General features: G+C 35.9%; 10 protein-coding genes and 2 pseudogenes. 5 read left to right on the top strand and 7 right to left on the bottom strand.

Annotation, left to right across the window (positions count from 1 at the left end):
- The first annotated feature begins 229 nt into the window (after positions 1 to 229).
- Complete coding sequence (gene ilvC / locus ACFIK7_RS04225; protein WP_375631483.1) at positions 230 to 1,249, top strand: ketol-acid reductoisomerase; 1,020 nt, start codon at positions 230 to 232, stop codon at positions 1,247 to 1,249.
- Positions 1,250 to 1,363: 114 nt separating this feature from the next.
- On the opposite strand, the gene ACFIK7_RS04230 is transcribed toward ilvC, so the two are convergent.
- The 4 genes from ACFIK7_RS04230 to ACFIK7_RS04245 all read right to left on the bottom strand — a co-directional run bounded on the left by ACFIK7_RS04230 (position 1,364) and on the right by ACFIK7_RS04245 (position 7,219).
- Positions 1,364 to 2,755: an amino acid permease gene (locus ACFIK7_RS04230; RefSeq protein WP_273790746.1), complete on the bottom strand. Its 1,392-nt coding sequence runs from the start codon at positions 2,753 to 2,755 to the stop codon at positions 1,364 to 1,366.
- 1,029 nt (positions 2,756 to 3,784) lie between these two features.
- Positions 3,785 to 5,185, bottom strand: coding sequence for an amino acid permease (locus ACFIK7_RS04235; RefSeq protein WP_273791432.1), 1,401 nt, complete (start codon positions 5,183 to 5,185; stop codon positions 3,785 to 3,787).
- Positions 5,186 to 5,980: 795 nt separating this feature from the next.
- Positions 5,981 to 6,460 (bottom strand): LysE family translocator, encoded by a 480-nt coding sequence (locus ACFIK7_RS04240; RefSeq protein ID WP_375662979.1) that lies wholly within the window; start codon positions 6,458 to 6,460, stop codon positions 5,981 to 5,983.
- Positions 6,461 to 6,610: 150 nt separating this feature from the next.
- A complete protein-coding gene (locus ACFIK7_RS04245; RefSeq protein ID WP_375612032.1) occupies positions 6,611 to 7,219 on the bottom strand; it encodes a fumarylacetoacetate hydrolase family protein in 609 nt (202 codons plus the stop codon).
- Positions 7,220 to 7,753: 534 nt separating this feature from the next.
- Here ACFIK7_RS04245 and ACFIK7_RS04250 point away from each other — a divergent pair.
- From ACFIK7_RS04250 to ACFIK7_RS04265, 4 genes are all read left to right on the top strand, one after another.
- Positions 7,754 to 8,041 (top strand): DEAD/DEAH box helicase family protein, encoded by a 288-nt coding sequence (locus ACFIK7_RS04250; protein ID WP_375660026.1) that lies wholly within the window; start codon positions 7,754 to 7,756, stop codon positions 8,039 to 8,041.
- A 122-nt stretch (positions 8,042 to 8,163) separates the two neighbouring features.
- The gene (locus ACFIK7_RS04255; RefSeq protein ID WP_375643592.1) at positions 8,164 to 8,286 is read left to right on the top strand and encodes a hypothetical protein; all 123 of its coding nucleotides are present in this window, start codon (positions 8,164 to 8,166) and stop codon (positions 8,284 to 8,286) included.
- A 144-nt stretch (positions 8,287 to 8,430) separates the two neighbouring features.
- On the top strand, positions 8,431 to 8,718 hold the full coding sequence (locus ACFIK7_RS04260; RefSeq protein ID WP_375643593.1) for a hypothetical protein: 288 nt from the start codon (positions 8,431 to 8,433) through the stop codon (positions 8,716 to 8,718).
- Positions 8,696 to 9,559, top strand: coding sequence for a hypothetical protein (locus ACFIK7_RS04265; RefSeq protein WP_375662980.1), 864 nt, complete (start codon positions 8,696 to 8,698; stop codon positions 9,557 to 9,559). Before ACFIK7_RS04260 ends, ACFIK7_RS04265 begins: the two co-directional genes overlap by 23 nt.
- A 233-nt stretch (positions 9,560 to 9,792) precedes the next feature.
- On the opposite strand, the pseudogene ACFIK7_RS04270 reads toward ACFIK7_RS04265, so the two are convergent.
- The 3 genes and pseudogenes from ACFIK7_RS04270 to ACFIK7_RS04280 all read right to left on the bottom strand — a co-directional run bounded on the left by ACFIK7_RS04270 (position 9,793) and on the right by ACFIK7_RS04280 (position 11,954).
- Positions 9,793 to 10,467: pseudogene (locus ACFIK7_RS04270) on the bottom strand (phage antirepressor KilAC domain-containing protein).
- Between the two features lie 577 nt (positions 10,468 to 11,044).
- A pseudogene (locus tag ACFIK7_RS04275) lies at positions 11,045 to 11,630 on the bottom strand (hypothetical protein).
- A gap of 3 nt (positions 11,631 to 11,633) precedes the next feature.
- A complete protein-coding gene (locus ACFIK7_RS04280; RefSeq protein ID WP_375657817.1) occupies positions 11,634 to 11,954 on the bottom strand; it encodes a hypothetical protein in 321 nt (106 codons plus the stop codon).
- Positions 11,955 to 12,092 lie beyond the last annotated feature (138 nt).

Raw genomic sequence — 12,092 nt, forward strand, 5'->3', positions numbered from 1 at the left:
TTTGTAGAATAGCAGTTGAAGTTATTTGGGGATCTGTATATGTTTTAGGAATGTTTGGGGATTACAGTTTTTTCTATGCAATATGTAAACTTTAAAATTATTCAATTGCTGTGTTTTTATAAGCGGTGTTTTTTGTCTTTATAAGTGTGTGATGCACTAAAGATAATGTTTCTTATTTAATAAAAATAATCTGAAATCCAGTTTAAATAGAGAAAGAAGGAATTTTTTTATGCGTGTTTATTATGATCGTGATGCGGATGTTAATCTCATTAAAGGGAAAAAAGTAGCCATTGTTGGTTATGGTTCTCAAGGGCGTGCGCACGCTTTAAACTTGAAAGATTCCGGTGTTAAAAATGTGCAAATAGCTTTGCGTTCAGGGTCGGAAACAGTTAAAAAGGCTATGGCCGATGGTTTTGAAGTGGTGAGTGTTGCTGAAGCAGCAAAATGGGCAGATCTCATCATGATGGCAACACCAGATGAATTGCAAGCTGATATTTATAAGGAACATATTCATGATCATTTACGCGACGGGGCAGCAATTGCTTTTGCTCATGGTTTAAGTATTCATTTTGGCTTGATTGAACCTAAAAAAAACGTTGATATTGTGATGATTGCTCCTAAAGGTCCAGGTCATACAGTTCGTAATGAATACCAACGGGGTTGTGGTGTTCCTTGTTTAATAGCGGTGGCGCAAGATGCTTCAGGGCATGCACATAATGTAGCATTGTCTTATGCATGTGGACTTGGTGGTGGACGTGCTGGGGTGATTGAAACAACATTTAAAGAAGAGTGCGAAACTGATCTTTTTGGTGAACAAGCGGTTCTTTGTGGTGGTCTTGTTGAATTGATTCGAGCAGGTTATGAAACACTAACGGAAGCAGGTTATGCACCGGAAATGGCTTATTTTGAGTGTTTGCATGAGGTTAAACTGATTGTTGATCTCATGTATGAAGGGGGCATTGCAAATATGAATTATTCGATTTCTAATACAGCTGAATGGGGTGAATATATGTCTGGTCCACGTGTGATTACGGATAAAACCAGAGCAGAAATGAAACGTATATTGAAAGATATTCAAACGGGTAAATTTACATCGAATTGGATTCAAGAATATAAAGCTGGTGCTGCTCATTTTAAAAGTATGCGGCGTTTAAATGATAATCATCCTATTGAAGAAGTTGGTAAAAAACTTCGTTCTATGATGCCTTGGATAAAATCGAATGCTTTGGTTGATAAAGAGCGTAATTGAAGATTCTACAGAGATATTTTGTCAATAGCTTTTATAATTTTATAGATAAATATCAAAAAAGGGTAACTTTAGTTACCCTTTTTTATATGTTTTTTGTAATATAAGCTTTATTTTTTAATTTTTTGCATAATTCTTTTTCCCAAAAAGAAAGTATACAATTCCTAAAAATATGAACCATGCTGGAGTGTATTTTAAAGCTATGGCAGTGTCAGCTTCTAATGACAATAAATAGATAATGAATGCAAAGAAAACAAGAAGCGCCCAACACATAACAACACCTCCTGGCATTTTATAAGGAGAGACAGTATGCTGGAGAGGACGATTGCGGCGATAGATGATATAGCTGATCAAAATGATAGACCATACAAATATAAACAAAGTTGCGGCAATTGTCGTAACAATTGTAAAAGCAGCTATGAGTGTTTGAGATAACGATACAACGGCATAACCAAATAAGATGCATATACATGAAAAGAATAATGCGTTGGCTGGAACGTGGTTACGAGAAAGTTTTCCTAAAAATTTAGGAGCACCTTTTTGTGTTGCTAGCCCATATATCATACGGCTGGTAGAAAAAATTCCACTATTTGCTGAAGATGCGGCAGCTGTGAGGACAACAAAGTTCATCAAACCTGCAGCAGTTGGAATACCAATAAGTGCATACATTGTTACAAATGGGCTTTTTTCTGGACTGATTTGATCCCACGGCGTCACAGACATAATCACAAGAAGAGAGAATATATAAAAGAATACAATGCGGATTGGTATTGAATTAACAGCCTGTGGTAAAGCTTTTTGAGGCTCTTTTACTTCAGCAGCAGCTGTTCCAGCGAGTTCAATGCCAACAAAAGCAAAAATAACAATTTGAAATCCAGCAAAAAAGCCTGTAATTCCTCGCGGAAAAATATTCCCACCGTTCCATATATGGCTAAGAGAAGCAACCGTACCGTTTGGAGAAACAAAACCGGTAAAGATCATATAAAATCCTACAACGATTAGGACTAGAATTGCTACGATTTTGATAAAACCAAACCAAAACTCAAGTTCGCCAAATAGTTTTACGGCGACGAGGTTAAGAATTAAAAAGGACATAAGACCAATTATAACAGGAATCCACGGATTGAGTTCAGGCCACCAAAAGTGTGTGTAAGTGACAATAGCAATAATTTCAGCAGTTCCAGTGACAATCCAACACAACCAATATGTCCAGCCGATAAAGAATCCGGCACATGGCCCTAGAAGATCGGTTGAGAAGTCAATAAAAGATCGGTATTGTGTATTAGAAAGCAATAACTCTCCCATAGCACGCATGACAAAGTATAGAGCACAACCAATAATTGCATAAACGAGTAGAATTGAGGGGCCTGCTACACTGATTGTTTTTCCTGATCCCATGAAGAGACCTGTTCCAATCGCTCCACCAAGGGCTATAAGTTGTATGTGTCGGTTATGTAGTCCACGTTGCAATTTCTTCTTAGGTTTTTTTTCTAAATTTTGTTTGTTCATTTTGGGGGAGTTCTCCTTAGTTATTTTTAAATAAAAATTACCCTAAAAAAGGTAATTCCTTCTATCGGAACACGCTATGGTTAAGGAGTAAAGGAATTTTTTTCTATTACTATATGTGAATAAAGCAAAAACATTATTAACTAATGGAATAATTATTTTATATATAAGAAACAAAAGATAAATTGTATTATATTTTTTTGATTTTTTATGTTTTATACATAAGTTATATATATAATATAATATATATTATATATTATATATTATATATTATATATTATATATAGTTGTATATAAATAATAATTTATATTTATGTATATTTATTTATAGTAATTTATTGTATAAATATCTTTATATTTAAAATTATTTATTAATGTAGATTTTTATATATAGAAAAATATAAATAAAATTGTAAATTTATTAAATATAAAACTTTATATATAAAGAAAATAAGTTTAAGTAGTTAAACTATTATTTAAAATATGAAAAAACATATTTAAAATTTATCTTTAAGTATTTATATTTAAAATTTATTACAAATAGAAAAATATTTTCATAGAATCTTTTTTTATTGCAGATAGCTATTAAGATATATTCTGTTTAGAGCTATATTTTTAATTTTGATAAAAAATTGAATATAAATTTTTTTGGGGGGGGGAAGTTTTAGATAAAATCTCATGTTTTATTAGTAAACAATGTCAGTGAAGTTTATAGAGAATTCTTTACAGAATAGCTCGTTCTTATCCTATTATACAGTAAAGTACTGTTGTGTAGAGTAGTGATATAAAGCATATAACATTTTACACATTAAGTATTTTTAGAATGGGTGGTGGTGTTCAGGGCAGGGCTAGCCCATAGAGCCTTATGTAGGTGAACCATATAAATGATCAGCAGCATTCCCCCTTAATAAGCCGGATTGTTTACAAACCGGTGCCGGTAGGAATCGTCGTTTTTTGATGTTTGGGGAGGAGGTTAAGTAGAAAAAGGGTAACTAAAATTACCCTTTTTTGAGATGTTTTTATGTATAGACTTTATTTGTTACCTTGAGTTATTTTTTTCTTTACAAACATAAAATACATTATACCCAAGAAAACAAACCAGAATATACTATATTTTAAGGCTAGTAGAGTATCAGCTTCTAATGTCAACAAATAGAGCATGAAAACAAAGAAAACTAAAATTATCCCACACATGACAACACCTCCTGGCATTTTATAAATGGATTCAGCGTGTAGATGAGGGCGATTGCGACGATACACAATATAGCTAATCAAAATTACAGACCATACGAATAAAAATGCAATAGCTGAAATGCTTGTCACAATTGTAAAAGCACTTATGAGGCTTGGAGAGAGTGAGGCAATTGTATACCCTATTAAAATACATAAACAGGAAAAGAATAGAGCATTGGCTGGAACATGGTATCTGGAAAGTTTACCTAAAATTGGAGGGGCACCTTTTTGTGTTGCAAGCCCATATATCATACGGCTGGTAGAAAAAATACCACTATTTGCTGAAGAGGCAGCTGAGGTGATAACGACAAAGTTTACCAAGCCAGCAGCTATCGGAATGCCTGCAAGCCAAAACATCGAGACAAAGGGGCTTTTATCTGGAACAATTTGATCCCAAGGTGTGACAGACATAATTACAGCGAGAGAAAAAATGTAAAAGAGTACAATACGGACCGGTATTGCATTAATTGCTTTGGGGAGAACTTTTTTAGGTTCTTTTACTTCAGCAGCGGTTGTTCCAGCAATTTCTATACCAACAAAAGAAAAAATGGCAATTTGAAATCCAGCAAAAAAACCTGTCATTCCTCGCGGAAAGATATTGCCATCGTTCCATACGTGATTGAGAGAAGCAACCGTACCATTGGGAGAGGTAAAGCCCGTAACGATCATATAAAATCCCACAACAATTAATGCTAAAATTGCGACGACTTTGATAAGACCAAACCAGAATTCAAGTTCACCGAATAGTTTCACGGCAAAGAGGTTAAAGATTAAAAAGACACTAATGCAGGTAAAAACGGTAAACCATGGATTGAGTGTTGGCCACCAAAAGTTCATATAAGTGATGATGGCAATAATGTCAGCAGCTCCAGTTACAACCCAGCTCAACCAATAGCTCCAGCCAACAAAGAAAGCTATTCCCGGTCCTAGCATATCGGTTGAAAAATCAATAAGAGATCGGTATTGTGAATTAGAAAGCAACAATTCTCCCATAGCACGCATGACAAAGTATAGAGCAAAACCGATAATAGCATAAACGAGTATGATGGAAGGACCTGCTACACTAATTGTTTTTCCTGCCCCCATGAAGAGACCTGTTCCAATAGCACCACCAATGGCTATAAGTTGTACATGTCGGTTGTGTAGTCCACGCTGCAACTTATTCTGAGAATTATCTTTTAAATTTTGTTTGTAGCTCATTTTTTGGGGGTTCCCTTTAATTATTTTGAGATTAAATTACACTAAAAAAGCATTATTTCGTATCGAAGCATGATATAAATGAGGTGTAAAGGAAAAAAACGTTTTTTATGATTTTGTGTGGATAAAGAAAAGAATATGTTTTAGGAATATGCTTTTGAAAAAAGAGAATGTTGTCCTCTTAAATAACGTAACAGATATTTGAATAGGGAGCTTTTTTTGTTATTAATAACAAATAAATTGTTCATTAAAAGACGTGGGGCTTTTAAAATTATTTCAGAAAGTTGTCAGGAGTTTTTATAATTTTTTGAAACTTATTATTTGTAATCAGTGCATTATTTATTATTATTCATAATGGTGAGAGTTTTACTTTTTGCTCAAATAGCACTCGAGAGTTCTCATCTTAGTTTAAGAAACAATTTTTAATGGAAAATTAAAATGATTTTTAAAATCATTTTTTTGTTTGTATGGTGCTATCATAAATCAAAAAGTTACTTTTGTTTCATAAACGAAAAGAGGAATATCATAGCTTATTTTTTTAAAAGTGATGAATAAGGATTTTGTTTAGATATTGGTAACATTTTATAAAATGTTGCGAGAAACTCACATTGTTTACACAAAGTTTACACAAACGTCCTTGAGAGTATGATAAAGAAATGCAACGTAATTCAGTTATATAAAGAAAAAAAGAACTGGGGATTGTATAAGCTCTGTTAGAGATTGAGCTATTCATAGTGAGAGACAGAATCAGGAAAAGATTGCTCTATTAACTTTACAATTTGTTATCAAAAGATAAAACTATCCAAAGAAAATGAAAAAAGAAAACAGAGATAAAACTGTTCCTGTCGCAATGTTAATCGAGCCTTTTACCCGCTGCTTTTTTAAGGCGGTACTGGCAAATGATATAAAAATGGTCATTAAAGTAAACCATGCAAAGATGTTGAAAGAATGTATTATGACAAGTTCAAAACCTTTTTTAATGCTACCTCCAGAAGCTAAGAATTTTGGAAAAGCTGCTATGTAAAATATAGATACTTTGGGGTTTAGTATTTGTGTCAGAAAACCGTCCATATAGCTGGTTAAAAGCTTTGTTTCACTCGTAGCATGCTTTTCATTCGTTGAACTTCTTTCTTTTGAATTTAAGCTGTGTATTCCAGATTTAATTGATTTAAAGCCCATGTATAATAAATAGCTGCTACCTATGAGTTTTACTAAAAAAAACAGCGTTTTGTTGTTGAGAATGAGCGCTGATACACCTAGGTGTGGAAAATGCCCCATGCACATATGTTGCTGTACACAATCCTAAAACGTTTACAAATGCGTTCTTTCTTCCCAATCTCGTTGCATTATCGATGATAAGGGCCATATTCGGCCCCGGTGAGATGACTAAAAAAAATGAAACAATGAAAAAGGTCAGTATTTGATGATTCATTTTACTTTTAGCTCTGAAATTAATTGATTTTCGAGATACAATTCTATTCTGTCAAACTGAGAAAGTTTTCCGACACCCTGTGGAGTGCCTGTGTATATGAGATCACCACGTCTTAGCTGAATGTAGTGACTTAAAAATGAGATTATCTTCTCAAAGTTAAAGATCATATTTTTCGTATTGCCAACTTGTCTTGTTTCGCCATTTAACTTCATTGCAAAGGTTATTGGGTTGTTTATTTTTTCCTTGTTTATGAAGTCAGAGACGTATGCGGCGCCTTTAAATCCTTTCGATAAAAGCCAAGGAAGCTTTTTTTCTTTCAGTTTTGTTTGCAAATCCCGCGCGGTGAGATCAAGACCTATTGCTACGGCATCATAGCATTCTTCTGCTTCTTCCTCCATGATCATGAAAGCGTCCTTTGAGATTTTGAGCACAATTTCGGTTTCAAAATGTATTTCTTTGGAAAAATTAGGGAGATAAATTTCATTGCCTAAAACGAGTGAACTTTTTGGCTTGCTAAAGATAACGGGTTCATCTTCAACAACATTACCTAGTTCATGAACATGTTCAACATAATTGTATCCAACACAGTAGATGTCATTTATCATAGGGCGCCCTCCAAATTTTTCATTTTCTCTTTGTATAGGCAAGCGAAAACTTTGCAAACAACATTTTTTCTTATATCGCGTTTTGCGTTTTCTGAAAAAGAAGCATTGTGTGGGTTGATGACTAACCATGATGACAGTTCTTCGCATTGGCTCTCTTTTGAAGAGTGCCCAATCTTATAGTCTTTGAGATTATTTTAATTTTGATTGCCAATTTCCTGAAATGATTTTATTACTTAAAGAGTGATTTTGGTCGTCTACGCAGCGATCAGTAGGGGTTGAAAGCCCTAAAGTTCGATCATAAATGAGCCCACTCTGTGGGTGTCTCGGAATTATGGGATATTTTTCTATGTCTAGGTGCGATGAGCACTAAAAGTAAAAAAAAGCTCACTCGAACTCAGTACTTTCAGGCTCTCGGAATACTAATGCGAGGGTGCTCGCACTCAGCGGGGGGAGCTTAAGAGTGAAAAGCAAAAGGCTACATTTTAACGACATTTCTATAGGCAAAAAATTCGCTTTCAAAGAACAATGCTGGGAATGTCGCAAAAGCAATTAGGGCATCAATTAGGGGTAACTTTTCAACAAATCCAAAAGTATGAGAAAGTCTCTAAGGGTTTAAAAGAAGCAGACCGTGGCAAACTTATTGTGGCATGTGGAACGGAGAAGATTTTTACCATCTTTAAGATAGCAGAACAAATAACTAGAACTGGCAAGCGTGTTTTGTTTTTCGTGCCTTCCCTAGCTTTGATGTCACAAACGATAAGAGAATGGACACGCTATACAGAAGTGCCGTTTCGTTCCTTTGCGGTGTATTCTGATACATAAGTTGGCAAGCATCGAAAAACAAAGATGCTGTTGTCGAACTTGATGTTTCAGATCTTGCTCTATCAGCTATCAACTGATGTTCAAAAGCTTTGAAAAAAACAAATAAAGTCTTAGCGAATGCAATGACCGTGGTGTTTGCTACTTACCAATTAATCCAAGTGATTGCGGATGCGCAAAAGAAATACGGTTTACCAGAATTTGATCTGATCATTTGTGAAGCAGTACAGGCTAAGGCAGTAAGGTAGAATCTTTGGTTGTAGAAGCCAAGGGAAGTAGCTGAGACTGCGAAGTCGACAGCGGAAGAAGCGAAGAGTGTTGCGGAGCAAGCAAAGGAAGAAGCTGATACGACGAAGCAAGGGCTTGGAGAGGTCAAGAGTTCATTAGACACGGTGACAGCAACGACAAATTCTGCGAATACAGCCGCCTCTGAGGCAAAAGTGTTAGCAGAAGAAGCAAAGAGTGCATTGACAGAAGTTCAAGAGAAGGCACAGAGGAACAGTGACAGTCTTTCTGAACTTCAAAGTAAGGTAGGTTCTCTTTCCACTAATTTTTTAGAGGATGTGCGTTTTAATCAACCTGACAGAATTCTGGAAGCCGATCCGGAAAATAGAAAAGGTCTTGTGATCAATAACGGTGCATGTTTTCGCGTTCATCATGGTGGTGAGAATTGGGGGTAGGTTCCTCTTTTACCACGTTCCAGGGCGTGGAAGGCTGTCTTTTATCGAAGATCCTGAAGCAGGAAAGGATTATTATATATATCTCATCTTAAAAGATCAGACGAATGAGATATCCTTTGAAATTTCGCAAAATCCGACAGCTCCTAATGGCTATACAGAGGAGCATTCTGAAAAGATTGGTGGGTTTCATACGCTATGTGCGGATGTTGGTGAGATTGAAGATCATCTCTTATCGGGTTATCAAGCGGGGGATGTTTTGCCCAATTCTATTTGGTGTTTAAATCACCGTCCACGTAGTGCCCCAGAGGGAATGGTTTACAATCCGTGGCATAATATTTGGGTTGATATTTATCTTCAATCAGGGACAGGTGTAAATGCAAAGTCGGCATATGGTGTTTCGATTACGATCAATCGTAGCTATGCAGATCATGCCTTTGATTTTTGGTCTGTTAATAAGAGATTTTTGACGAGTGATGAGTTCGCGTCTTGCATGTGTGGAATCAATTCGGGAACCAGTATTATAGGCAATAAAGCGCCTTCTCCCAAAACGTCTGGAGGACACGTTGATACAGAAAATTGTCGTATGATTTCGTATATCGGTTGTGAGGATGGTTGCGGTTATGTTTGGCAATATTTGTCTGGTTGTTATCCAGTGACTAAATGGCATACAGGGGAGCAAGGAAGCAGTTTACGTGTAGACATAAATGTTATGTTGGGAGGAGGCGATTGGACTGGTGGCTCTAACAATGATCATCTTGTACGGAATTTTGCGCATTCTCGTTATGTAGAAGATGAAAAAATAGGCGCCCGTGGATGTAGCGAGCCACTTTATTATAATTAGCGCGAGATTGATTTTATCCAGCCCCACTTTTGTGGGGCTTTTTTTATGGAGCGTCAGATGAGAGAGATATCGAAAGAAGGATTGGCACTTCATCTTGAAGTTTTAAAATCAAAGCTTTTTCTACTAAACTCATGATGCCAACCAGAGCAGTACAATCTTATCACTCATATTTTCATGTCTAGAAAATTGAGATAATGCCATCCATAAATCGCATAAGAAGTTAGTATTTACCTTCATTGCACACCTCCATGGATTCGTTCTCTCAAACATGCCAATCCTTTAGGTGTGATTTTTGTTGAAGGCAGCACCTTTTCTGTTCCATCCGGTTTTTGAATGGTGATGGCAGAACAGTCTATGAAGCCTTTTTTGATTTTATCCTGATTAAGGTAACAATGGACCACTCGGAGCACGTCGATACACCCAATCATTTTTACGCAAGTAATCTGTTAAATCCTTTGGTCTTATCTCCAACATCTTCGCGGCTTCAATCAAACCAAACAAACCATCAGAGCGTTTTAAGCCTTCTAAAGCTTTTGCTTTTAGTGCTAATTCTGAAATAACATGGTCTTTCTGCTCAATTTGATTTTGTAGATGATTTAAGGCGCCAAGTAATACTTCGGGTTTGGAGTAATCAATTTGTGGAATAGCTACTTGTCTTTCCAACTCTTTCCAACGGTCAATTATCTTTGCTCGTAAGGCAGTGCTGTAACTAGAAACAAGAATTAAGCATTCACGCTTTGGCAGGTTATAACAAGGGCGGCTTTCACCTTTGTTATCAAGGTAGTGCCACCAAAATCAACCCCCTCAAATTTGAGGGGGTTAAGTTCTTCAAGCGTTTTCTTGATGTCACGCATAATATTGTCATGCCTTTTGCCACATAATTCAGTAATTTTAATAATGGTATTCATAAAGAATTCTTAGATGTTAGGCGTTCCTTAATGACATTCTAAAAGAGTGCTGGGCGCTAAAAAACACGGCATCTAGTCCGTCGTTACGCCTTTCCCCGAAGGGGGTATATGGTATAACCACACCTGACAAAGCTATTAGCATATAATGAGTTAAAGCTTTTGAATTGCGGAAGATTAGTTATTTCGGCAACTAATCCGCTAGTTGTTTTAAGGTGTTTTTGAGGCACATGATTCGAAAATATCTATTACTATAGAATTGTCCAGCAACAAAAATTACTTTTTGCTAAGAAAACGTTTCACATACTGTACAGTGTACATATTAAAATTGTTATTTATCAATTAGTTAAGTGTACAATGTACAGTCAAATTGAAAATTCTGTCGCTAGCGATAGTTCGTACTAGTCTGCCTCGCAACGAAGCCAACCCGCTGGGAAGTACCTTTTACATTGATTTTATTGACTTTTTTATGGAAAAAACAAAGCATAAGTGATAATCTGTTTTTAAAATTGCAATCAAAGTGTGTAATGCATAAACTCATAAGGATATGTAATATATAGATAAAGTTTAAGAACATAATCTAGCTTTTCTTGTTGGCAGCGTATTCATGATGAGCAAGTTGGTTCTGTATATTGGCAATTAATCTCTCGTTGGCTTTTTTACAATAGCATTTGCAATCTCTGTCTTTGACATGACCTCAGAAGTTGAGGGTCCCTCTTGTTTTGCAATGGGGAATTGATCTCCATTCACCCTTTGAAAAACATTACCCTTCATCTTTTTTAAATCAACACGCTTTGGAAAACTCCCACCCTTGATAAAAACATAGGGCAAGATTTGTTTTTTTCCAAACAGTTGTGTAAGTCACGCCGCGTTTTGTTCTTTTGCTTTAAAAAATTTAAGAAGTATCGGTGTTCCAGAACGAATGATATCTGTCTCAAGAAACCTTGCTGTCGCCTTTTCTTTAATATAAACACCTTGCTTAATACGCTTTGATTGGGCTGATGTAGTATCAGAAATCTTCTTTTCTGCAAAGCGTTCGACTTGTTTTGCAGAGGTGTTTACAGCATTACGCAGAAAGGGGACCAATTAAGGCGAGGGGCTTGAAGACTGGTGAAGGTATCATTCACCTGTTGAAGATACCATTTTGGGTGGATACTTAATTTCAACTTCTAAGGCTTTTTAGGAGCAGGTGTTGATGATTGAGAGACCTTAGATGCTTTTGGCTGCTCGAGTGGAATTTCCTCTGTCACTGGTTCAGATGATGTTTGTGCTGCTTCTTGTTTTATCTGCTTAATTTGTTCAACTGCCTTGTCAGGTTTTGCTGTTGTTTTGACCTCAACAAAAAGTTTTGCAGCATTGGCGCGCTTGAGACGTGCGTAGACTTGATTGGAAACTTCAACAAATGGATTATTGGGTGTTGATGGTTCAAAGCGAACAGTGCTTTTATTGTCGCCAACAACACACATTGGCTTAGTGATGACAGCTTTCATTATGGCTCCTTTTGAGTCATAATTAATGACATCATTAGTCAATTATTGATTTTTATTCTGTGAAAAATTGATTAGCCGATTGTCAACAGAAAAAATCATGATCTTATGCTTTTTTACTTTTTACCTAAAGTTGGTGTT

It is taken from the genome of Bartonella sp. CL266QHHD (assembly GCF_042195355.1).
Classification (GTDB): domain Bacteria; phylum Pseudomonadota; class Alphaproteobacteria; order Rhizobiales; family Rhizobiaceae; genus Bartonella.

Bases quoted from the DNA above. Each gene is read 5' to 3' on its own strand.
- ACFIK7_RS04245 (WP_375612032.1), bottom strand. From the start codon at position 7,219: ATGATAAATGACATCTACTGTGTTGGATACAATTATGTTGAACATGTT.
- ACFIK7_RS04230 (WP_273790746.1), bottom strand. From the start codon at position 2,755: ATGAACAAACAAAATTTAGAAAAAAAACCTAAGAAGAAATTGCAACGT.
- ACFIK7_RS04240 (WP_375662979.1), bottom strand. From the start codon at position 6,460: ATGGGGCATTTTCCACACCTAGGTGTATCAGCGCTCATTCTCAACAAC.
- ACFIK7_RS04250 (WP_375660026.1), top strand. From the start codon at position 7,754: ATGTCGCAAAAGCAATTAGGGCATCAATTAGGGGTAACTTTTCAACAA.
- ACFIK7_RS04265 (WP_375662980.1), top strand. From the start codon at position 8,696: ATGGTGGTGAGAATTGGGGGTAGGTTCCTCTTTTACCACGTTCCAGGG.
- ACFIK7_RS04235 (WP_273791432.1), bottom strand. From the start codon at position 5,185: ATGAGCTACAAACAAAATTTAAAAGATAATTCTCAGAATAAGTTGCAG.
- ilvC (WP_375631483.1), top strand. From the start codon at position 230: ATGCGTGTTTATTATGATCGTGATGCGGATGTTAATCTCATTAAAGGG.
- ACFIK7_RS04280 (WP_375657817.1), bottom strand. From the start codon at position 11,954: ATGAAAGCTGTCATCACTAAGCCAATGTGTGTTGTTGGCGACAATAAA.
- ACFIK7_RS04255 (WP_375643592.1), top strand. From the start codon at position 8,164: ATGACCGTGGTGTTTGCTACTTACCAATTAATCCAAGTGATTGCGGAT.